This is a genomic window from Flavobacterium urumqiense, assembly GCF_900108015.1.
GTDB lineage: Bacteria > Bacteroidota > Bacteroidia > Flavobacteriales > Flavobacteriaceae > Flavobacterium > Flavobacterium urumqiense.
In genome coordinates this window covers 64,263-87,799 of sequence record NZ_FNVP01000004.1, presented here as the reverse complement: position 1 = coordinate 87,799, position 23,537 = coordinate 64,263, and the positions used below count along the sequence as shown (strand labels likewise).

General features: G+C 31.8%; 23 protein-coding genes. 8 read left to right on the top strand and 15 right to left on the bottom strand.

The features are described 5' to 3' along the window. Nucleotides 1–25: 25 nt before the first annotated feature. The 9 genes from C4S35_RS06800 to C4S35_RS06760 form a co-directional block, all read right to left on the bottom strand. Complete coding sequence (locus tag C4S35_RS06800) at nucleotides 26–589, bottom strand: gluconate 2-dehydrogenase subunit 3 family protein (protein WP_103999459.1); 564 nt, start codon at nucleotides 587–589, stop codon at nucleotides 26–28. A gap of 686 nt (nucleotides 590–1,275) precedes the next feature. Next, entirely contained in the window at nucleotides 1,276–2,466 is a 1,191-nt protein-coding gene (locus C4S35_RS06795) for an ATP-grasp domain-containing protein (protein ID WP_103999458.1), read from the bottom strand. A 15-nt stretch (nucleotides 2,467–2,481) separates the two neighbouring features. Next, nucleotides 2,482–3,312, bottom strand: coding sequence for a type 1 glutamine amidotransferase (locus tag C4S35_RS06790; RefSeq protein WP_103999457.1), 831 nt, complete (start codon nucleotides 3,310–3,312; stop codon nucleotides 2,482–2,484). Nucleotides 3,313–3,354: 42 nt separating this feature from the next. Continuing rightward, nucleotides 3,355–4,461 (bottom strand): carboxylate-amine ligase, encoded by a 1,107-nt coding sequence (locus C4S35_RS06785; RefSeq protein ID WP_103999456.1) that lies wholly within the window; start codon nucleotides 4,459–4,461, stop codon nucleotides 3,355–3,357. Between the two features lie 148 nt (nucleotides 4,462–4,609). Next, nucleotides 4,610–5,557: an ATP-grasp domain-containing protein gene (locus C4S35_RS06780; protein ID WP_103999455.1), complete on the bottom strand. Its 948-nt coding sequence runs from the start codon at nucleotides 5,555–5,557 to the stop codon at nucleotides 4,610–4,612. 49 nt (nucleotides 5,558–5,606) lie between these two features. Continuing rightward, nucleotides 5,607–6,320 (bottom strand): esterase family protein, encoded by a 714-nt coding sequence (locus C4S35_RS06775; protein WP_103999454.1) that lies wholly within the window; start codon nucleotides 6,318–6,320, stop codon nucleotides 5,607–5,609. Nucleotides 6,321–6,616: 296 nt separating this feature from the next. After that, complete coding sequence (locus C4S35_RS06770) at nucleotides 6,617–7,021, bottom strand: glyoxalase (RefSeq protein ID WP_103999453.1); 405 nt, start codon at nucleotides 7,019–7,021, stop codon at nucleotides 6,617–6,619. A 356-nt stretch (nucleotides 7,022–7,377) separates the two neighbouring features. After that, on the bottom strand, nucleotides 7,378–8,637 hold the full coding sequence (locus C4S35_RS06765; RefSeq protein ID WP_103999452.1) for a mechanosensitive ion channel family protein: 1,260 nt from the start codon (nucleotides 8,635–8,637) through the stop codon (nucleotides 7,378–7,380). Further along, nucleotides 8,630–8,914 (bottom strand): DUF3817 domain-containing protein, encoded by a 285-nt coding sequence (locus tag C4S35_RS06760; protein ID WP_103999451.1) that lies wholly within the window; start codon nucleotides 8,912–8,914, stop codon nucleotides 8,630–8,632. Before C4S35_RS06760 ends, C4S35_RS06765 begins: the two co-directional genes overlap by 8 nt. Nucleotides 8,915–9,017: 103 nt before the next feature. Here C4S35_RS06760 and C4S35_RS06755 point away from each other — a divergent pair, with 103 nt between their 5' ends. The 4 genes from C4S35_RS06755 (at nucleotide 9,018) to C4S35_RS06740 (ending at nucleotide 14,043) form a co-directional block, all read left to right on the top strand. Then, nucleotides 9,018–9,545, top strand: a complete 528-nt coding sequence (locus C4S35_RS06755) for a DUF6155 family protein (RefSeq protein WP_103999450.1) — start codon at nucleotides 9,018–9,020, stop codon at nucleotides 9,543–9,545. Between the two features lie 107 nt (nucleotides 9,546–9,652). After that, entirely contained in the window at nucleotides 9,653–11,197 is a 1,545-nt protein-coding gene (locus C4S35_RS06750) for a DEAD/DEAH box helicase (protein ID WP_103999449.1), read from the top strand. A gap of 141 nt (nucleotides 11,198–11,338) precedes the next feature. Next, on the top strand, nucleotides 11,339–12,676 hold the full coding sequence (locus tag C4S35_RS06745; RefSeq protein WP_103999448.1) for a DEAD/DEAH box helicase: 1,338 nt from the start codon (nucleotides 11,339–11,341) through the stop codon (nucleotides 12,674–12,676). A gap of 92 nt (nucleotides 12,677–12,768) precedes the next feature. Beyond that, nucleotides 12,769–14,043 (top strand): NAD(P)/FAD-dependent oxidoreductase, encoded by a 1,275-nt coding sequence (locus C4S35_RS06740; RefSeq protein ID WP_103999447.1) that lies wholly within the window; start codon nucleotides 12,769–12,771, stop codon nucleotides 14,041–14,043. Between the two features lie 137 nt (nucleotides 14,044–14,180). Here C4S35_RS06740 and C4S35_RS06735 read toward each other — a convergent pair whose 3' ends face one another. After that, a complete protein-coding gene (locus C4S35_RS06735; RefSeq protein ID WP_244175206.1) occupies nucleotides 14,181–14,435 on the bottom strand; it encodes a hypothetical protein in 255 nt (84 codons plus the stop codon). Nucleotides 14,436–14,554: 119 nt separating this feature from the next. Between C4S35_RS06735 and C4S35_RS06730 the strand changes: the two genes are divergently transcribed. Then, on the top strand, nucleotides 14,555–15,391 hold the full coding sequence (locus tag C4S35_RS06730) for a helix-turn-helix domain-containing protein (RefSeq protein WP_103999446.1): 837 nt from the start codon (nucleotides 14,555–14,557) through the stop codon (nucleotides 15,389–15,391). Between the two features lie 212 nt (nucleotides 15,392–15,603). Continuing rightward, nucleotides 15,604–17,106 (top strand): aldehyde dehydrogenase family protein, encoded by a 1,503-nt coding sequence (locus C4S35_RS06725; protein ID WP_103999445.1) that lies wholly within the window; start codon nucleotides 15,604–15,606, stop codon nucleotides 17,104–17,106. Nucleotides 17,107–17,621: 515 nt separating this feature from the next. Here the strand turns inward: C4S35_RS06725 and C4S35_RS06720 are convergent. Next, on the bottom strand, nucleotides 17,622–18,125 hold the full coding sequence (locus C4S35_RS06720; protein WP_103999444.1) for a DUF2911 domain-containing protein: 504 nt from the start codon (nucleotides 18,123–18,125) through the stop codon (nucleotides 17,622–17,624). A 184-nt stretch (nucleotides 18,126–18,309) separates the two neighbouring features. Here C4S35_RS06720 and C4S35_RS06715 point away from each other — a divergent pair, with 184 nt between their 5' ends. Then, complete coding sequence (locus C4S35_RS06715; RefSeq protein WP_103999443.1) at nucleotides 18,310–20,226, top strand: DUF294 nucleotidyltransferase-like domain-containing protein; 1,917 nt, start codon at nucleotides 18,310–18,312, stop codon at nucleotides 20,224–20,226. A 3-nt stretch (nucleotides 20,227–20,229) separates the two neighbouring features. Next, nucleotides 20,230–20,826, top strand: a complete 597-nt coding sequence (locus tag C4S35_RS06710) for a 3'-5' exonuclease (protein WP_103999442.1) — start codon at nucleotides 20,230–20,232, stop codon at nucleotides 20,824–20,826. Here the strand turns inward: C4S35_RS06710 and C4S35_RS06705 are convergent. The 4 genes from C4S35_RS06705 to C4S35_RS06690 form a co-directional block, all read right to left on the bottom strand. Further along, nucleotides 20,807–21,328: a 4'-phosphopantetheinyl transferase family protein gene (locus C4S35_RS06705; protein WP_103999441.1), complete on the bottom strand. Its 522-nt coding sequence runs from the start codon at nucleotides 21,326–21,328 to the stop codon at nucleotides 20,807–20,809. The genes C4S35_RS06710 and C4S35_RS06705 overlap by 20 nt on opposite strands. Nucleotides 21,329–21,359: 31 nt before the next feature. Beyond that, nucleotides 21,360–21,617 (bottom strand): acyl carrier protein, encoded by a 258-nt coding sequence (locus tag C4S35_RS06700; RefSeq protein ID WP_103999440.1) that lies wholly within the window; start codon nucleotides 21,615–21,617, stop codon nucleotides 21,360–21,362. A gap of 76 nt (nucleotides 21,618–21,693) precedes the next feature. Further along, entirely contained in the window at nucleotides 21,694–23,016 is a 1,323-nt protein-coding gene (locus tag C4S35_RS06695; protein WP_103999439.1) for a beta-ketoacyl-[acyl-carrier-protein] synthase family protein, read from the bottom strand. Between the two features lie 38 nt (nucleotides 23,017–23,054). Then, on the bottom strand, nucleotides 23,055–23,528 hold the full coding sequence (locus tag C4S35_RS06690) for a 3-hydroxyacyl-ACP dehydratase FabZ family protein (protein WP_103999438.1): 474 nt from the start codon (nucleotides 23,526–23,528) through the stop codon (nucleotides 23,055–23,057). Between the last annotated feature and the right edge of the window lie 9 nt (nucleotides 23,529–23,537).

The following is a 23,537-nucleotide window of genomic DNA, read 5'->3' as shown; positions in this document are numbered from 1 at the left end:
TTAGGAAGCCTTTATCAACAAGCAATTAGTTTGTTGCCCAAGCTTTTTGTCCTGGTGTATATTCCGCACTTCCATCATATCTACCAGGAACAGGAAGGTATTCTCGTGCTTGTGTACAACCAATTTCTGATGAAAAATAACCTAGAATAGTCAAATCTCTTGCAATCAAAAAGAAAGAAGGTGCCTTATCCGCCGCAATGGTTTCCTCTTTAAGAATCACCATTAATTTCTGACGTTCTTCTATTGACATAGTCATAAAATCTTTGTTGAAGTTTTTAAAACATTTTGCTTGCATATCTTTCATTCCTTCCGCAAACATTTTTTGCATTTCTGCAGGATAACAGTCGCTAACTATCATTGGAATAAAAGCTCCAACTCCCGCAGCTTTTGCACCTGGTGACGATGCTGTAGTTGGAATAATGATGTCGGCAAACTCCGCCAAAATTTCTTCATCGTTAGCAGAAAATGATACGTGATTTTTTTCTGTTTCAGGTAAAGTAAAACTTTCAAATAAAACGCCCATTGAGGTTACTGAGATTGCGCTTCCCATCAAAAATGCAACGCTTTTAAGTGCTTCTCTTCTATTCATGTATCAAATTGTTAGATATGTCTATTATTTTAAACAAAATATGTAATTATTACAACCTTTCAATATTACTAAATTTACTACTATAATCGTAATTTTTTGTACTTCGGAATACAATAATTATCAAATTAGTATTATTTTTTGATAATTTTATATATATTTTTATGATTTTTGTTTGTATACAAATTTAAATTGCTATTTATTCAAGTAAAATAAAATAATAGAGTTATTTAAATCACTAAAAAAGACTTCATAATTAAAATAATATATATATTTTCTTGTTAATTATTTTAAAAAATCAACAAAACACAAACTCATTGCTTGAAAAAGAAACAATAGGACTAGTATTTAATGAAAGACATTAGAATAGAAGAATCTTGTAAAGTAATAATCCGTTGGGTGTCATTAATTTTTAATAATAATTTTCATCATTTTGAGCAGTATAAAATACAAAATTGAATTAAAAACTAGAATTAAAAACAGACCTTCAATACATACATTTACTGTCCAATGATACACCCATAAAAAAATATTTGAATTGAAGTTTTGAATAATTACACCCGACGATTTAAAGTAGTGGTTAAAATAGTTCATCAGAAATGAAAATCTTAAAAAAAACAATGGCAAAAGTATAAAAGCAATGCGATCAATTAGTACAAAATGAAAACGTTGATAATTAAAAAACAACTTTATCTTTCAAATAGTCCCAATGTGCCGCCAACCCAATCTTTGTCCTTATTAAATTTAACACCTATCATTTCCCCCCGACTCAATCGCACTAAATTACAAAGTAGAGTAGGAGTAGTATTCTCTTTTTTCCAAACACAAAGTACGCGAACTTCGGCTTTTACTTTTCCTTCGAGAGATTGAACAATCGGAATATACTTTACTTTTTTCTGAAGAATATAAAGCTCTTTTTCAACCACCGCTTCGATATCTTCTTTTTTTACGTGAAAAATCACGCCTGTTCCTGAAAATGAGAATAAAGGTTTAAGTACATAATTTTCTAAATCTTCCGGAATTTCTTTTAAATCACTTAACAAAGTGGTTTCTATGAAATATTTTCCTTTTAAGAAAGGCAAAATAAACTTACTGATTCTGAAAAACCAATTAGGATGCCCAGCCCATTCTACATCTAAATCATCTGAAAAATGGAAGTTTAGTTTCAAATCAGTTCTCAAATCTAATTCATCAAAAATAACGCGATTATAAATTCGTTTTACCAGAATTTCAACACCATTTTCATTTTTATAGAATAGCTTTTTTTCTTTTTTTATGATTTCGGTGACGCAAACTATTGGAATGCCAATATCTCTTCGGCAGTAATAAAAGTCAATTTTTGTGTTTTGCTTTTCCGGTTCAATTTCAAGCAGAATAACATTTTCTTTAGGATGCTTGTTACAAATAACTTCTTCCAACATATTGAGATATTCCTGTGGTTCAATTTCGTTGATGAAAGGTGTTAATTCGCTAAGAAAAGGATAATGATTCTTAAATTTCTCATATAAATTAAACTGATAATTATATAAAGATGGGAAGCCTTGTACTTCAATTAATTTAGGAATAACTACACCATCTTCTTCACAAATTCCAAAATCAATAGCTAAAAAGGAAGTGTGTTCATCTTCGTTTGGAACTTTATGATTTAACTCTAATGCTTTATCAGTAAGATTTTTAAAGCTATCTTGTTTAATTAAAGCTATAACTTCATTGCATCCTTCAACCAATTGTTCTTTTAATTCATTTGATATAAAAAAAGGCGTTTCGGCTAATCGAAAAGTAGGTAAGTAATTAAAATCGGAAGCAATATCATCTTTAAATTCTTGATATTTTTCATCTGTAAATTGAGTATTAAATAACTCCCGATATTTTGAAATCATACACTATTAAATTTACTAATTAGATAACATTTTCTTTGTTTTCATCAAATCATTTATGGCGATCTTAAGAAAGTTAGGAATTAAAGTTTCGTTGGTTCTGTATATTTTATCATCATCCATTAAATCTTCAAGCATATTTCTAAACTTCTTTTTGCCTTTCATATTTTTGATCTTTTCTTTGGCTTCTTTATTTCTCAAGTGTGAAACGAAGCTTATCGGATCAGCTTCCGGGTGAAATTGCGTACCTACAAAATAGTCCGTGAATCGAACTGCCATAATCGCGCGTTCATATTGTATATTATCTCTTATTTTTTCTAAAGAAATAATTTTGGCTCCTTTTTTAGCAAAAACACTCAACTTAGGTTGTACAACTTGATAATCTCTGGAATCGATTCCATAAAAAGGATCTGCTAATCCTTCAAATAAGGGGTCAGTTAATCCTTCTTTGGTTTTGTGTATGGTCATTACCCCAAAAGAAGTGTCGTTTCTTTTTGTGACAGTAGCCAAACCAAAATGTAGACATGCCATTTGAAAAGAATGACAAATAAACAAAACATGTTTTTTTACACTATTTTCTGTATTCCACTTAGTCAAAGAATCAATAAATTCATAATATTTTTTATCCCATTCTCCATCACCTAGCAATGGATTTCCTGGGCCTCCGGTTGAAATATAAATGTCGAATTTTTTAATTTCGGGTAATTCACATTTAACTCTGACATCAAATATTTCGAAACTCACAACAGAATTAAATCTGCTGATAATATCAATAATACAACGCATTCCCTGATTTGGAACTCCATTGTACATATCTAATAGTGCTATTTTTACAATTTTATTGGACATACTTCTACATTAAAAAATCAATCGGCAAAGGTAATTTTTATTTTACAACCCTTTGATAAATTCCCCGGTAATAAAATCAACCACCTTAGAAAGATTGCCAGTTTCTTCAAAAACTGCCAACTGTTTATCGGCTCCAGTTCCGGTTTTTAAAATTTCATGGACATAATTAATATCTTCGCGACTTCCTAATTCATCTACAACATCATCAATAAAGTCAAGCAATTCCAAAATCAACATCTTAGTTTCTACCTCTTTTTGTAATCCAAAATCAATCATATTGTTATCAATTCCGTATCGGGCTGCACGAAATTTATTTTCTTTAATCAAGGCTAATCTGTAGATATTAAAACTAGTGTTATTCATATTAAGTTTATACAACTTGGCCACAATTGCCTGAATAATTGCGACGATACAAATTGTTTCATCCACTGTTAAGCACATATCACAAATCCTGAATTCGATGGTATTGTAAAACGGATGCAAACGTAAATCCCACCATATTTTTTTAGGATTGTCAATACAATTGGTTTTAACTAAGGTGTCTAAATAATTTTGGTATGCAGCAACCGAATCAAAATATTCCGGCAATCCGGTTCGTGGAAATTTATCAAAAACTTTGGTTCTAAATGATTTGTATCCCGTTTTTCGACCTTCCCAAAATGGAGAATTCGTCGAAAGAGCAAAAATATGAGGCAAAAAGTAGGTCGCCTGATTCATCAATTGCAATCCAATTTCCCGATTTTCAATACCCACATGACAATGCATCCCAAAAATTAAATTAGAGCGCGCTGCATCTTGCAATTCATTCACAATATCATGATATCTGGGATCATCAGTAATGGGTTGGTCTTGCCATTTAGAAAATGGATGTGTTCCGGCACCGCCAACGATTAGATCCTGTTTATCGGCTAATTCAACGATTTTGGAACGTAAAAATTTAATTTCACATTTAGCTTCAGCAACACTTTTACAAATATTGGTTCCAACTTCTACAACAGATTGATGCATTTCTGCCTTCACCTGCTCGTTTAATATTATTTTGGCACCATCCACAATTTTAGATAAATGCGAGCGCAAGTCTCTTGTATCAGGGTCTATAATTTGATATTCTTCTTCAACACCTAGTGTAAAAACTGGTAATTTTTTCATTATTTTATTTTTTTAGGAGCTAATTACTTCGTCAGTTCGCTGCGCTCGTGTCCCGCTTTCCGTTACAATCTTTGTAGGCCTTAAAAATCAGGCCCACAAAGGATTTCCACTTTAATCGGGGCTAGGGCATTTCGTACTTTATAAAATTTCATTTCCCAGCAACAGCATCTTTAATAAAAGTTCCCCAAACGAGATTCATTTTACCCGGTTTTTGCTTTTTTGCGGCAGCAATTGCCATTTTTGCAGATTCTTCAACTACCCATTCAAAGTTCTCGGCACCAACTGATGTCAATTCGGCATCAGGAGCAGGATTTCCAAAATCTATTGCATAGGGAATTCCATCACGGACGGCAAATTCAACCGTATTAAAATCATATCCCAATCCTTTGCAAAGTCGTAAAGTATAGTCTTTTATAGTTGCTAATAATTTTTTATCTGTTGGTGGTCCATCGATTACATAGCGTAAATGATGAGGATTTCTTGGTTCATATTGCATTATTCGCACGGCTTTACAACCCAAACAATATACTCTGAAATATTCTGTAAAAACGATTTCTTCTTGTAACATCATCACTAATTGTCCAGTTTCCTGATGCTTTTCCCAAAATTCTTCTTTACTTTCTAAACGATATACATTTTTCCAACCGCCTCCGGCATAAGGTTTCATATAAGCAGGAAAGCCTATGTAATCGAAAATCCCCTGCCAATCCATAGGATATTTCAAGTTTCGGAAAGATTTTCCAGTCGTATCAGTAGGATGTTCCGCTGAAGGGAGAATTACGGTATTAGGCAATGGAACTCCAAGCGTATCAGCTAATGAATTATTAAAAAATTTATCATCTGCACTCCACCAGAAAGGATTATTAATAACGTTTGTTCCTGTTAAAGCAGCGTTTTTTAAATAGGCGCGATAAAAAGGAACATCTTGTGAAATTCTATCAATAATCACAGCATATTCGCCATCTATATTTTGAACTACTTTATCAATAGCAACCGCTTCGGCAATAATTCCTTTTTCATTTTTCGAGTTTACTCTGTCAATAAATGCTTGTGGGAAGGTATCTTCCATTCCAAATAAAATTCCAATTTTTTTCATCCCCTAATTTTTTAATTACATAATACTTGATTCTCGCAACTTTATAATTTTAAAAAAATTTAATTCTTGATATATAATGAGGAAACATTTCTTTCCAGATTGGCCAATCATGATTTTTATCTTGACGAATATCGAGCCAGTGGTGAATGTTTCTTTCACTTAAAACCTTGCTTAATTTTAGATTAGCATCAAAACAAATATCCCAATTAGAAGTTCCCAAAACGATATCCATATTCCATAATTCCTTATCGTTTAATCCAAATAAATAATCTTCGGGACTGTTATAAAACACATCATCATTATGAAAACCATCCATAAAGCTCTTAATATTAAAAGCACCGCTCATAGAAAACAGATGGCTCACATATCCAGGATGACGAAAAGCAAAATTTGCCGCATGATATCCACCAAAACTGCAACCAGCCATAGCTACTTTGCCTGAAGCAGTGTTATTTTTTACTTTTTCAACAATTTCATGACAAATCATTTTATCATATTTAACATGATTTTCTATGCGATGTTTAGGATGAATATTTTTATTGTAAAAACTGTCTTTGTCAATACTATCGGGACAAAATATTTGGATTAAACCTTGCTCAATGAACCATTTTGCGGAATCAATCAACCCCATATCCTTATTTTCATGAAAACTCCCCATAGATGTGGGAAATAGAATTATGGGATATCCCGCATGTCCAAAAACCAACATTTCGATATCTCTACTTAGATGTGGGGAATACCATTTGAAATATTCTTCCTTCATAATTTTAATTTTAATAATTATAATAATAAAAATCGAGTAAAAATCATAAAAGATTAAGCTTAACTTATAATTATTAGATAAAGCAAAAAATAGTACTAAATGGTAATGAAATTATAATTCTTATATAAATTAGGACTCCTTTTTTAAACTTTACGCAAAAAAAAATGGGACCATATACATTGATTTTTTAAATACAATGTTTAGAAGAGGGTAAAAAACTAAAATTTAGTTCCTAATCTGTTCTTCATCTAATAAAATAGCCAAATGAAGCTTTTAACAATCATTACAATTAAAGTTTATGAATTAACATTTGTCTCCATTATTTTCACTTGACTTTTTAATCTTTCGATAAGCATACTCATCATTCTTTTGTTGAGACTGGAAGAATTTTTTTTATATTCTGCGTACTCATCGGTAGTGAATAATCCGATAATCATTCCTTTTAAGGAATTTCTGAATTTGATGTCTTTTTGGATTGCATTTTCTATTGTCGACATTTTCTTTTCAGTCGTTTGGGAATAAAAATCAGTTTTATTCTTTTCAATATAATTAATGAAGGAAGCTGTAAACAAATCGTTTTGCAACTTTAAAATAGGTCTAAGCACTTCATTTTGAAATAATTCGTCAGTTGAAGATTGATTGGTTACGGATCCTAATGTCTGTCCTCTAAATTCTTTTAAAAAAGTATCGCGTTCGCTCATGATTTTTTTTCTTTAAAAATAAAGAAAATCGCCATAAGAAAAGTTTATTTTTGCGGATATAAAGAAAAATTATGCAATTTCACAATAGAAAATGGGCGAAGCATAAAGATCTAGACGCTAAAGGACCTTTATTTGGAGGAAAATTAGTGGCTTGAATTGATGAGGAATGCGCATTAAACACCATTATCCAACTAGAAAACACCAGAATTGTAACCAAACACATTTCGGAAATCAACTTGAGAAGCTTAGCAAAACAGGGTGCTGTTATAGAAATTGGTATTGATGGTTTAAAATTTAAAAATACTTCGCTTAAATTTAGAATTGAGACTTGAAATATTCTACAAAAGCTTAAAAAATTATTCCGCTATAAATTTATCCTGAGAAGGTAATTCAAAAATTTCCAAATCAAAATAAGGAACTGATGCAATTATATGATCAAATATATCTGACATGATATACTCATAATTCTCAAATCGTTTGTCATGTGAAAATGCATAAACCTCAAGTGGAACTCCATGTGAAGTAGATTGCAATTGACGACAAAGCATCAACATATCTTTATTTAATCCGGGATAGTGATGAAGATATTCCGTAATATATTTTCTAAATAAACCGAGATTAGTAAGATTACGACCATTAATAGCAATTGACTTATCAATTTTATGACCGGAATTAAAATTGTCAATTTCTAATTTTCTAGAATCAATATAATCTGAGATCAGCTGAATTTTTTTTAGCTTGTTTAATTCATCTTCTTCCAAAAATCGAATGCTGCTTGTTTTAATAAGGATATGTCTTTTTATCCGTCGTCCATCAGAATTAAGCATTCCTCGCCAGTTTTGAAAAGAGTCAGAACTCAAACTATAAGTTGGAATCGTAGTGGTGGTATTGTCAAAATTTCGAACTTTTACAGTCGCCAGATTAATTTCAATCACATCTCCGTCTGCACCAAATTTATCCATTGTAATCCAATCGCCAATGCGAACCATGTCGTTTATAGAGACTTGAACGCTGGATACAAAACCTAAAATTGTATCTCTGAAAATCAAAATTATCACCGCAGATACGGCTCCTAAAATGGTTAAAAGCTCTTTTTGGTCAATATCAAATAATTTGGAGATAATTACTGTAATTCCGACCATCCAAAGAGCAATCATAACTACCTGAATAAAGCTGTCAATGGGTTTGTCACTGTATCTGGGCTTTAGTTTTAAATAATCTCTTAAAGCATTAAAGATGGTTCGAATAATCCATAAAACCAAGATGACAATATAAATCCCTACCAATTTCCCAAAAACACCTTCCCAATATTCATATCGCTCTAAAATTATTGGAACTGATTTATAAATAAACAATAACGGGATTAAATGGGCTATGTATTTTGCCGTTTTATTGGTTACTAATAAATCATCAAATTTAGTTTTGGTTTTCTGAGCTATAACCATCATTACGGTGACTAAAACGAGTCGGAATACGTAATAAATCGCGTAAGCCAAAAGGCAGAGAATGGCAATATTTAAAAGTAAACTCAGGTAAGAGGCTAAATTGCTTCCTAATCCCCATTTTCTATATATTGGATATAAAAAAGTGAATAATTTCTCTATGAATTTATACATTTTTTAGGTATTTTTTATCTACATAAAAAGTGCCTAAAGGAATTAAAGAGGCAATTAGAATAATGATAAAGTTTTTAAAATCCCATTTTTGAGATTTTTTCAATAAAAAAGCCAATATAATATATCCTATAAATAGTATTCCATGACTCATTCCTATAGGATATAGCAATGTTTTGTAAAGTGCTAAATTTGTAGGCTTGATAAAAAGCATATTCGAAAATAAAACTAGATAAGATATTCCTTCCAGAATTGCTGTAACCTTGAAAATCTTGAGCATTTACTATATTTTTGATTGATAATGTACAAAAATAAGTATTATCATTGATTTTTAATCTATTGAATCCTAAAGTAATTTACTTTTGTATTCTTAAACTTTGATAATGAGCAAGCGCGATTTAAAAAAATATTTAACAGAATTGAATAAAGAACAACTTGAAGAACAAATTATCGAATTGTACGAGAAATTTAGCCCCGTCAAAGTGTATTATAATTTTGTTTTCAATCCAAAGGAAGAAACCCTTTTACAGGAATGCAAACTAAAAATCTCAAATGAATATTATCCGGTAAAAAAAACAGGAAGACGAAGCAAACCAAAAATGAGACGATCCGTTGCTCAAAAATACATCAAGCATTTTATTCTTTTGGGGGTAGATCCTTTTATAATTGCTGATGTAATGCTCTACAATATTGAAATTGCACAAACTTTCTCCTCCGAACATCTTATAAAGCAAGAATTATTTTTCAAAAGTATGTTCAATTCCTTTGAACAAGCTGTAATATTTTTGATTGCTAACGGAATTATAAACGATTTTAAGACAAGAATAATATCCATTCATAATCAATCCATTAAACAAAAATGGCACAATGAACCCGAGTTCAATGCGATAATAGAACGATTGGAATACTAAGTTGTTGCATAATTCTATTTTATTTAATGACTCCTCTTTTTTTTTAATTAAAATTGACAATAAAACTGTTTTTTAGGCGTATTTTTGCAAAAATCCAACAATAAGCAATGTCCCAAAACACTTTAGAAATCGAAATCGAAGACAAAAAAGAACTTTATGCCTACCAAAAAGGGGACATAGATGCTATCTTTGAACGTATCGACAATGGACCTCGTCAACATCATTTGTTGTACCAACTGCCCACTGGTGGAGGGAAGACAGTAGTTTTTTCTGAAATCGTGCGCCGCTATTTGTCAAAACATGACAAAAAAGTAGTTGTTTTAACACACAGAATAGAGCTTTGCAAACAAACTTCAAAAATGTTGAAGGGTTTTGATGTGAAAAACAAAATCATCAACAGCAAAGTAAAAGAACTTCCAGACCAAAACGATTATTCTTGTTTTGTGGCGATGGTAGAGACTTTAAAAAACCGAATTAATGATGAAAAACTACATTTGGACAATATTGGTTTAGTAATTATTGATGAAGCGCATTACAACTCCTTCAGAAAATTATTAAGTTCTTTTAAAAATGCTTTCATATTAGGGGTTACAGCAACGCCTTTGAGTTCGAATATTAAATTGCCAATGCATGAAAGTTATGATGAATTAATTGTAGGAGATACCATTAGTTCATTGATTGATCAAGGCTTTTTGGCAAAAGCAATTACCTATAGTTATGACGTAGGATTGACCTCGTTGAAAGTAGGTATAAATGGAGATTACACCGTAAAATCATCGGATGATTTATATACCAACATGGCCATGCAGGAAAAATTATTGCATGCCTATACGGAGAAATCTTTAGGAAAGAAAACTTTAATTTTCAATAATGGTATCAATACCTCTTTGTATGTTTATGAAACTTTCAGAGAAGCAGGTTATGAAATTCGCCATCTTGACAACACCAGCAATAACGAGGAACGAAAAGATATTTTACACTGGTTTAAGAATACTCCGGACGCTATTTTAACATCGGTTGGAATTCTTACCACCGGTTTTGATGAACCTACAGTAGAAACTATTATTTTGAACCGAGCGACAAAATCTTTAACACTTTACTATCAAATGATTGGTCGCGGTTCTAGAAAACTGCCTAATAAAGATATATTTAATGTTATCGATTTAGGAAATAATGCAGCCCGATTTGGGTTGTGGAGTGAACCAGTAAACTGGCAACATATTTTTAAATCACCGGAGTTTTATCTAGAAAATTTACGTGATGATACGGAAATAGAATTGTATTTCAAATATTCAATGCCTCCGGAATTACGAGCTAAATTTAGTAAAACAGAAGTAGTAACTTTTGATGTGGATGAGGAACATAAGTTAATCATTGCATTAAATTTACGCTCAAAAGAAGTGCTGGAAAAATCATTGGAACAGCACGCTGCCATGTGTGTTGATAATTCTGAAACCTTACAAGAAGCCAAAGCATTGGGCAAAATGTTAGATGATGATATCGATTGTCGTATCAAGCGCTATTCAAAATGTTTAAGTCAGTGCAGTAAAAATTACCGCGAGTGGCTTGTTGACGATTACAAATTAAAACTGATATTGCTGACAGGGAAAAAATATCGTGAAAAGATAATGAATGAACCTGATGAAGATTAATATTTTCTTATTTAGGAGCTAATCCCACTGTACACTATATCTGTTATGGCGAACACCGCCACAACAGGATGCCGTTTCCATCGGGGCTAAAAATCACGTTTACAAAACAACTATTTTTATAAAATTATAAAATCCAAAAAAATGTCAAAACAATTCTCTGATTTAGGAATTTCTAATCCCATATTGAATGCACTTTCTGATTTGAATATTGTTATACCAACAGAAATTCAGCAAAAAACAATTCCATTACTATTATCAAACACAACTGATTTTGTAGGTCTTGCCAAAACTGGAACTGGAAAAACAGCGGCATTTGGATTACCATTATTGCAATTAATCGATACTGATTCACCTGTTATTCAAGCAGTAATTTTAGTACCGACACGAGAATTAGGACAACAGATTTTCAGAAATTTGGAATCTTTCGCAAAATACCTGCCTGAAGTTTCAATTGCGGCAACTTGCGGCGGAATCCCAATAAAACCACAAATAGAAAGACTGCTATTGCCTACTCACATTGTAGTAGCAACTCCTGGACGTTTAATAGATTTGATTCAGCGTAAAGCGATAAACTTAAAAGAAACCAAATTCCTCGTGCTTGATGAAGCCGATGAAATGGTTACCATTTTGAAAGAAGGTTTAGACGAAATAATTGCCGAATTACCTTCATCTCACAAAACCTTTTTGTTTTCAGCTACTATGCCTGGAACCATTAAGCAACTTATTCAAAATTACCTGAATAACAACGTGGTACAGGTTAGTGCCAACATGGAAACGGTAGGAAATCAAGGAATTGATCACGAATACATTGTAGTTAATCCTATTGAGAAACTCGATGTTTTGATGCATTTTCTAAATTCAAAAGAAGGCGAACGCGGTATTATTTTTTGTAAAACTAAAGCAGCGGTCAATAAATTAGCTAAAAATCTGGCAATCAACCGCTTTTCATCTGGAGCATTGCACGGCAGTTTATCGCAAGGAATTCGGGATAGAATCATGGAGCAATTCCGTGAAGGACATATCAATATTTTAGTAGCAACGGACCTTGCCGCGAGAGGAATTGACGTAAAGGAAATCTCTTATGTCGTGAATTACCATTTACCGGACGTTTATGAAACTTACGTTCACCGTAGCGGAAGAACTGCCAGAGCAGGAGCAAAGGGGCTTTCCTTGACTGTTTTACAAGAAGAAGAAGTTTTTGAAATTGCCGATTTCGAAAAAGAGTTAGGAATCAAATTCACTCAATTCAAAAAGCCAACTGTCGCGAGTATCGAAGAAAACAACACCCTTTTATGGGCAAAGCAAATCTTTAAAACGAAACCCAATCACGATGTTGATTCGGAACTTAAAAATAAAATTAAAACCGTTTTTCATCATTTGACTAAAGATGAATTAATAGAAAAATTATTGGCTAATTATTTGTTGCAAAACAAAAATGAGCCATTAGAAAAACCAGTTAAAAGACAAAAAATGAACTAAATTTTATAAGTTTTTTAATACTTGTTATATTTTATTGCATTCATAAATACAGTATATTTACTGATGTTTTTTTGTATTATAAATAGCACGATATGGAGATTATAATAATTGGCGGTGGATTTGCGGGATTGAATCTTGCTAAAGAACTTTTAAATCAAAAAGGGATTCATGTTACACTAGTTGATAAAAACAATTATAATTTCTTTGCGCCTCTTATATATCAAGTAGCTACTGCTTTTTTAGAACCTTCAAGCATCAGCTATCCTTTTAGAAAGTTTTTTGCCGGTAAAAAAAATCTACAATTCCGCCTGGGCAACTTACTAAAAGTAAATCCTTCCGAAAATAAAATCATTCTCAGTAATGGTGAATTAAAATATGATTACTTAGTTTTTGCCACTGGAGCCGAAACGAGTTACTTTGGAATGGAAAACGTAAAGAAAAATGCCATTCCAATGAAAACGTTGAATGACGCAATAGTAATGCGCAATACATTGCTTAAAAACTTAGAAAAAGCAGCGATTTGCAAAGACATTCGCGAACGCAGAAAATTATTAACTATTGTTGTTGCCGGTGGTGGTCCAACAGGTGTTGAAGTTTCGGGTATGCTTGCAGAGATGAGAAAAAATATTCTACTAAAAGAATATCAGGAATTAAGTACTACTGCAAGTAATATTTATCTTGTTGATGGAGCCAATGCTGTATTGTCCCCGATGAGTAAAGCTTCACAGGAGGATACACTAGAAGCGCTGACGAAATTAGGTGTTGTAGTAAAATTAAATACGACAGTTGTTGATTACATTGATGATACTGTATATTTTGGAAATGGAGAAACAATTCAAACAAAAAATTTAATTTGGGCTGCGGGAGTTTCTGCAAAAGTTTTCGAAGGAATTCCTTCTGAAAGTTATGGTCGCGGAAAAAGAATGGCTACTGATGCTTTTAATAAAGTTAACGACACTGAAAATATTTTTGCGATAGGCGATACTTGTATTCAACTTACAGATGCAGATTTCCCAAATGGTCATCCACAAGTTGCACAAGTTGCGATTCAACAAGGTCTAAATTTAGCTAATAACTTTAAATTAATGAACCAAAACAAGCCATTAAAACCTTTTAACTACAATGACAAAGGATCTATGGCCATTATTGGAAAAAATAAGGCTGTTGTTGATTTACCAAAACCAAAAATGCATTTCAAAGGATTTTTTGCTTGGATAATTTGGTTATTTATTCACCTTGTTTCATTGATAACTTATCGCAACAGGATAAAAACATTCTTCAACTGGATGATTGCTTATTTAGCAAAAGATCAATCTTTACGGATGATTATCAGACCAGATAAAAAAGTAAAAACAGAAACAAAATAACAATAAATAAACGCTATAATTAATGAACTATTGCAATTCCCTCATCATGAGAAGTTGTAATAGTTTTTTTTATGTTTCGTTTTCCAAGAATTAAAATCAATAATGCCAAAAGTGTTGTAAAGGTCATAATCACAACATTAGGCAACATAGAATCTTTCACAAAAAATACCAACTGCAAAAGATGCCAAAGCTCCCAGCCCTAACTGAATAGCGCCCATCAAAGCAGAGGCACTTCCTGTATTTCTTGAAAAAGGAGCAAGGGTAAGTCCTGCCGTAATAGGGTTAGATATTCCCAAACAGGCCAGGAATAGAAACAACATAGTAATTGTTCCGTACAAGCTTAACAAACTATTTATGGACAGTAAATAATAATGAATTGAATTAAAGAACATTCATGAGTAATATTAAGAATTGTGATAAATTGATTTTAAGCGAAATAAAATAAATAAGAGGTATAATTGTAATTGTAAACATAAATATAAGCTACATTTATGGCTTTTAAAATTTTAAAATGGCCATAGAAAACATACCTGAAATATATTTGAAAACAAATAAATCAAAAAAAGATTTATTTGTTTATGACTTTAAGATGACTAATAATGTTGTTAAAAGCAAGGTCAATTTAAGTATGAATATGTTTAGTTTTCTACAAGTTGGTAAAAAACAAGTCCATTTTGCCGACACATCAATAGCCGTAAATAAAGAACAATCGTTGTTACTTAAAAAGGGAAACAGTCTTTGGACAGAATTATTGGATAACGAAGATATATACTACTGTAAGCTCTTGTTTTTTTCTGAAAATAAATTAATCGATTTTTTAATTAAACACACCAGTAATATTGCTTCTAATAAAGAAGAAATTCCCTATTTTGTTATTGAAAATGATACTTATATTTCGTCTTATTTAAATTCTTTATCTGCAATAAGTGGTTCAGATTCTATTTATATGGAAAATTTACTTGCTGTAAAATTTGAAGAAATAATGCTTTATCTTATTAATAAATACGGATCTAAATTTGAATTGTATCTGTATTCCTTAATTTCAAAAGAATCTTTTTCATTTAAAAATATAGTAGAGAGCAATATCAATTCAAATTTAAAGATTGAGGAAATTGCCTTTTTATGTAATATGAGTCTTTCTACTTTTAAACGCCATTTTATAAATGAGTACAGTATGTCTCCCGGGAAATGGTTGCAGGATAAGCGGTTACAAAGCGCAAAAAAGACGTTGCAGGAAGGAACTTTAAAACCATCAGATATTTATTTAGATTGTGGGTACAACAATCTTTCCAATTTCAGTGTTGCTTTTAAAAATAAATTTGGAATAAGTCCAAAGGAAATTAAATAATAGATTTTTTTTATGCTAACTAATTGTAATTTAATATTTTAAATATTAAAACAAATGATTTTAGTAGTATCATAAAATATATTTGAACCTTTTTAATAAGTATTTGAACTGTATCGGTAACTCCATGCAGCTACTCTCTCCTTAAATTTGCAATGTAATTTGATACCTGGTTTAGGTATTAAATTATAATTGTTTAATTTAAAAAAATAATTATGGCTAATGTAACAAAACCAGTTTTTAAAGAAAAATATGGTAATTTTATTGGAGGTAAATTTGTAGCACCTGTTAAAGGTCAATATTTTGACAATGTGTCGCCAGTTGATGGAAAAGTATTTACTCAAGCAGCACGTTCTACTCAAGAAGATATTAATCTTGCGTTAGATGCTGCACACGAAGCTTTTCCTTCTTGGAGTAAAACTTCTGCAACACAAAGAAGTAATATGTTGTTGAAAATTGCACAAGTAATGGAAGACAATTTAGAATATTTGGCAACATTAGAAACCATTGATAATGGAAAACCAATTCGTGAAGCTCGCGCAGCTGATATTCCTTATTGTGTTGATCATTTCCGCTATTTTGCAGGTGTAATTCGTGCTGATGAAGGTAGTATTTCTGAACATGATAAAAACACAGTAAGTATTGTTTTACATGAACCAGTAGGCGTTGTAGGTGAAATAATTCCTTGGAATTTTCCATTATTAATGTTAGCATGGAAAATTGCTCCTGCTTTAGCAGCAGGAAATACAGTGGTGGTTAAACCAGCAGAACAAACACCAACGAGTGTTATGTGTTTAATGGAACTGATTGGTGATATTTTGCCAAAAGGTGTATTAAACATTGTTACCGGATTTGGTAATGAAGCAGGAACCGCATTAGCAACTTCAGATCGTATTGCTAAACTATCCTTCACAGGATCTACGGAAACCGGACGTAAAGTATACCACAATGCTGCCGAAAATATAATTCCCGTAACAATGGAATTAGGTGGTAAATCTCCAAATATTTTCTTCCCATCAGTGGCGGATCATGATGATGCTTTCTTCAGTAAAGCAATCGAAGGTGCCCTTATGTTTGCCTTGAATCAAGGTGAAATTTGTACTACTCCATCACGAATTTTAGTGCATGAAAGTATTGCTGATAAATTTATCGAAAGAATGTTGGAACGAATCAAAAAAATCAAAGTAGGAAATCCATTGGATCCTGAAACGATGATTGGCTCTCAAGTTTCTAAAGGTCAAATGGATAAAATACTTGGATACATCAATATAGGGAAAGAAGAAGGAGCAGAAGTGTTATCAGGTGGTGCCGCTGGAAATCATGAAGGCGATATTGCTAATGGATATTACATTCAACCAACGATCTTGAAAGGAAACAACAAAATGCGTGTTTTTCAAGAAGAAATCTTCGGACCAGTGGTAGCTTTGACTACTTTTAGTTCTACTGAAGAAGCTATCGAAATTGCAAATGATACCATTTATGGATTAGGTGCCGGAGTTTGGAGTAGAGATGCTCATGAATTATTTCAAGTACCAAAAGCAATTCAAGCGGGTAGAGTTTGGGTAAACCAATACAATACTTATCCTGCTCACGCACCATTTGGTGGAGTAAAAAAATCAGGTTTTGGTCGTGAAAATCATAAATTAGCATTAGACCATTACCGTCAGGTAAAAAACATGTTGATTTCTTACGATAAAGAACCAGTTGGTTTCTTTTAATCAATATTTAGATTATAATTTGTAGATAGACCCCGGACTTGTCCGGGGTTTGTTGCTTTAAAACAAGATGCTAATTTTACATAATTGCTATTTTATTTAGCAATAACATGATTGAAGATATTAAAAGCAGACCATCATAATGTTTTTTAAAGAACAGCATTTAATTATAAATGCAATTTATAAAAAAAGGTATAACATAGAGCGCGTTTTATAATTTGTAACGAACAAAAGGATTGACATATAAGGCTTTTTTATGAATCATTATTTTTTCCTAAAACTACAATTGGAGCAAATAGACCAATAATTAAAACAAATTTTTTTAAAATTGGAGTTATGAAAATGTTTGTTTCTTTGAATAAAGATAAACAGTCCTATATTTCAATGTAGTTTATTGAACTATAATTTATATTATGTAAAATAGAATAATACAGATTATTTAAATCATTAAAGCTAACTAAAATAAAAAAGCACTACTTCCCAGTAATGCTTTCAAAATTATAATACTTTACCATAAATTATTTAACTGAAAATGGGATGTTCCATTTTTCCCAACTTAAAACAATGTTATCATTATTTATTATGTAAACTAATTTTTCAGTCATAGTAGCAGTACCTTTTTGTTTTACTGTAACTCTCAACTGATCTTGTTTAGGATTATATTTATAAGCGCCCCATTGTTTAGGTTCTTTATTAAAAATGATAACACATTCCTTTTCGTTTGGAATAACAAAAAAAGAATATTTTCCTGCAGGTAATTTTGATCCTTCAATTATTAGCTCGTTATCTGTTTCAAATGTGGTCGCTTCATTCGCACCAGCGCGCCAAACTTCATTATATGGGACTAAAGCACCCCAGATTTGTCTTCCCTTAACAGATGGACTACTGTAATTTATGCTAATTGTAGATCCATTAATTTTTCCTGTAACAACGGCTGCAGGACTAGCTTTCTCTTGAGCATTTAAGAAATTCACAAACAACAAAGCCAATGCTAAAAATGATATTTTTCTAAGTAATCCCATGATTTAAAATGTTTTAGTTATAAATGCAAACTTAAATAACTTTATTAAATTAATAATAAATTCTTACTAATTTTAAGAAAAAAATAAGGATTGTATAAATTATTATTTTTACTATAAAATTGACCTTATAGTAATTATTTAATTTGTTATTTTTACAATCAATACTTTATTTATTTGTCGAACTATGAATTCAATTGCTGAACACATTGCTGATTTCTTAAAGGAATACCCACCGTTTAATCATTTGACTTTTCAAGAATTATCTGAAATAGCTACAAGTATTCGCGTTGTAAATTTAGAAAAACACAAAATATTATTTCAAATTAATGATGTTTTACATGACAGTTTTTACGTTGTGGCTTCTGGTGTAATCAATTTATCTGTTATAGCTGATGCGGAGGAGACATTATTAAACAAATGTCATGTGGGAGATATTTTTGGTTTACGTCCGTTTTTTGCCAAAAATAATTATATGATGACTGCTAAAGCTAGAGAAGAAAGTATTGTTTATGCTATTCCTATCGCCACTTTTCGTCCATTTGTTGCTAATAATTCAGAAGTTTTAAATTTTTTACTGCAAAGTTTCGCAACAAATACACCTAATCCAAAAGACAAAGAAAACTCAAGAGGAAAACTGATTTCAGATAATGTATACTATTCAGATCAACAGTCTGAAATGCAGTATTTTCAATCACTAAATTATAATAATTCTCCTTTAAAAACAATAATAACCAGTACAGTTATAGAAGTTGCTCAACTCATGACCGAGACATTAATGAATAATGTAATTGTATGTGATAACAATATGCCAATAGGCATTGTTACCGATACTGATATGCGTTCAAAAATTGCAACTGGTAGATTTCCCCTAACGGCATCCATAGACAAAATAATGTCGTCTCCAGTGATAACAGTTCAAGAGAACGTTTCTTTAGCAGAAGCTCAATTGCTTATGCTAAAACACAATATGACTCATTTATGTGTTACTCAGGATGGTACAAATAAATCTGCTGTAAAAGGAATAATTTCAGAAAGAGATTTAATTATTGCACAGGCCAGTAATCCGGGTGTTTTAATAAAAGAAATCAAACGTTCCCAGTCTCCAAAAGATTTAAAACAAATACGGGAACGATTGGCTGATCTTATTCAAAATTCGATTTCTAAAAATATTCCTCTTTCTCATATAAATAATATTGCCAGCGAAATTAATATGGCTCTTATTAAACGTGCAGTCGAATTATCAATTTTAGAATTAGGTTCCCCTCCTGCCCGTTTTGCATGGTTAAGCATTGGTAGTCAAGGACGAAAAGAACAGTTGTTGCTCACAGATCAAGACAGTATTTTAATTTTTGAGGATGTAATACCGGATAAATATAGAGACGTAAAAGACTATTTTCTAAAATTAGGAAAAAAGACTACTGTAACGTTAGAGAAAATAGGTTACGAGCTATGTCCAAATGGACATATGGGAAGTAATATGCTTTGGTGTAAATCATTGACAGACTGGACTAAGCAATACAACAGCTGGATGAATACTCCAGGTGAAAACAGCAATGATTTAAGTAGTATTTTCTTTGATTATGAAATTGCCTTTGGAGAACAAAAAATTGAAGAAGCGATAACTAATACCGTTTTCAAAAATGCTCAAAACAACACTTTGTTCTTTGATTTTTTAGGAAATGATGCCCTAAGAAAAAATGCTCCTTTAACTTTTTTCAAAAATTTCAATGTAGAAGAAGAAGGACCAAACAAAAATAAATTTGATATAAAAACGCGTGCTTTAATGCCATTAATAGATGGCGCTCGTTTATTTACTCTAAATTATAATATACGAGGAATTAACAATACCTACCTTAGATTCAAACAATTAGCAATAACTGATGTAAAAAATTCAGAGATTTATCTTAATTGCGCCGAAGCTTTTTTGATTTTGTCAAAATTTAGAACTTTAGAAGGTTTGAAAAATGATGATTCTGGTCAATTTATAAATTTGAATGAATTATCAAAAATTGATAAAGAAAAATTAAAAAATGCACTGAATCCAATGAAAGAATTAGAGGAATTAATAAAAAGTAAATTTCAACTTACGCAATTTTCATAAAGTATGATCGACTGGCTGAAAAATATTAATAAAGAACATCCTGAATTTTGGAAAGAGTACCTTTCTAAATTTGATAAAAAATCAAAACGATTTGTAATTTTATCTACCGAAACTTCTGGTTTAAATCCTGTAAAAGACGTTATTTTATCGATTGGCTCTTTTGCAGTAATCGATAATAGCATTGTTATTGGAGATAGCTTTGAAGCCGTTTTGTTGCAGTATAAATTTCTTCACGATAATGGACTTTCAAACGAATTTATCGTAGAAAGTAAAATGAAAAAATTAGGTGAACCCGAGGCTCTAAAATTATTGATCGGTTACATTGGTAATGCAGTATTAGTAGGGCATCACGTTGATTTTGATGTGGAAATGATCAATGCTGCATTAGAAAGATTAGACTGCGGCCGTCTAAAAAATGAAGCTTTAGATATTGATGTTATGTACCGTAAACTTCAGGATATTAATAATAAACAATTCTCGTTAGACGAATTATCCACCATATACAATTTACCCAAAAGCGACCGAAATTCTTCCTCGGAAGACGCCTATAGAATTGCATTACTATTCTTAAAATTAAAGTCTAGATTGGGGATGAAGTAATAACCGGAGTGTTAAATTCTATTGTAATTCCTTTCCAAAAACGCCCGTGATGAGAAATCGATACGGGCTTCGCAATTTTAGTAAATTCATCAATTATAAAAGGAATTGCGTTCGTTTTACAGATTTTAGCATCCGAATCTAAATTCTTTATCTGGATAAAATAATCTTTTTCTGTAACTGCAATTGTATAGATGAATTCACTTGAAACCGTAGTTTGTGTACGATAGAAATTTCCATTGCAGCAAACTGTTCCTAAAGTCTCACTTTCATAAAAACATTCTAGTTGCAAAGGAAAATACCCACGAATATTCGTCTGCCTATTGTAAATTTTATAAGCTGCTTCCTTTCTACTCCATAAATTCCAAACCATCACTTCAGGGTTTATGTCTTTATAGATCAGATCTTGCTCGTTTTTCGTAAATATTTTATCTAAAAAACCTTTGCGCTGCCAGTTGCTTTGTTTTTTGGCTAAAGCCAAATCTACTATGTCATTTCCAATCACTTTATCACACTATTTTTAAAGATTAGGGACCTTATTCTCTTTCTGATAATTTAGTTTCAATAATTTCCATTGCTGATTTTACATTGATCATTCGTTCCATTGATTCATTATCAATTACAATGTTGTATTTTTCTTCTATATCTAAAATGACATCAACCAAATTGGCAGAGTTGATTTTCAAGTCATTGATAAAATCAGTTTCTACCGTCAGTGCGTCAAATGCTTCCTGATTTACAATGTAGGGTTTTACGATATTTTTTAATTCGTCAATTGTTTGTTCTTTATTCATATTTCTTGATTATTTAGTTTACAGCTATTAAAAAACGTGAAAATCAATATTTTAATAGCTAAATTCCAGTTTTTAATTATTGATTTTCGGATTTGGCTCCTTTCCCTTTGGAAAGGGTTAGTGGATGACATTTAAATTTCTTAAAAATTACGCAACCATTAATATCTCCAAAACCAAAACTTGCCTTTGCAATGATATTTAATTCTTTTTCAATTAATTTTCTTGGGATTCGCGACTCATCAATGAGCGCTGTAATTTCGGGATGTAAATCTTCACAATTTATATTAGGAAAAACAAATCCGTGATGTAATTGCAATACCGAAGCCACGCTTTCAATACTTCCCGCCCCTGACAGACAATGGCCTACCATTGATTTTAACGAATTGATATAAGGAAAATCAGTTCCTTTTCTTTCTAAAGCTTCACTCCAATTCTGAATTTCTAAACTATCTTTAGATGTTGCTGTTAAATGTCCGTTAATTGCATCAATTTCATTTGGATGAATTCCTGCCTTTGCAATGGCACTTTTAATACATTTCTGAACTGCCACAGGATTTGGAGCCGTCATAGTTCCTAATCCGCGTTGTCCACCAGAATTTACATTTCCACCCAAAACTTCAGCGTAAATTTTTGCCCCACGAGCCAGCGCAGTTTCTAGATCTTCTAAAACCAAAGCTCCTGCTCCACTTCCAGGAACAAATCCTGAAGCACTTGCACTCATAGGCCTCGAACCTTGTTCTGGCGAATCATTATGTTTAAAAGTACAAACTCGCATTGCATCAAATCCACCCCAAATATAAGGACCTGAATCACTTGTACTTCCTGCCAAAATACGTTTTGCCTGACCGGACTGTATGCGTTCATAGGCCATCAATATACTTTCGGTTCCTGTAGTGCAAGCTGAGGAATTAGTTGTAACCTGGTTTCCTAAACCCAATTTTCCTCCTAAATAAGCGCTAACACCACTATTCATAGTTTGTGCTACAGCTGTACTACCTAATCTCCGGGTTTGAAAATCGTCTATTTTATAAATACTTTCGCGAAATTTATCAATTCCGGAAGTTCCAGTGCCAAAAATGGTTCCGCTATCCCAATCCGGCTCTTCATTTATTTCTAAGGATAAACCTGCATCTTTCCATGCGTCAATTCCTGCAATCACGCCATACAAAATACCAGTGGAGTTAAAATTTCGTAATTCTAATTCAGAGAAATACTGCAATGATAATTCAGTAGAAATTTCAGGTTTTCCTGCGATTTGACAAGAAAATTGCAATCTTGCTAATTCGGGATCTTTTTTAATACCTGAAATCCCATTTTTGATGGCATGAGTAAAAGCATCAAGCCCTACTCCATTTGGAGCAACTACACCAAGTCCCGTTATTACAACACGTTTGATCATATAAAATTTAATTTCAATGACATTTTCAACAAATTATTTTAATCCAGTTTTGGCTCCCTTCCCTGTGGGGAGGGTTGGGGTGGGGATACCATCATTCCTGCAATTATTCCCGTGCAGACAACTTCTCCTTTTTCATTTTTCATCATGACTTTACATTTTAGTTTTCCAAATCTAAAATATATTTTTTCAGAAAATACTTTTACTTTTTCATTTGGAAAAATAGGTTTCAAAAATTCAACATTAGTCGATGTTAAAGCAATTGAATTATTTTCACTAAATGTATTATTCAATAAAAATATTCCCAGACAAACGACTCCAATTTGAGCCATAACTTCCGTTAAAATGACACCTGGAGTAACTGGAAAATCTTTAAAATGCCCCTTGTAAAAATCTAGATTTTCATCAAAAGTAAAATTGCCTTCTACTCCATTTTCATCAATATGACTTATTTCCTCTACAAACAGAAACGGCTTAGAATAGGGTAATTTTGATATGATTTCTTCTTTTCTCATAATTTTCTA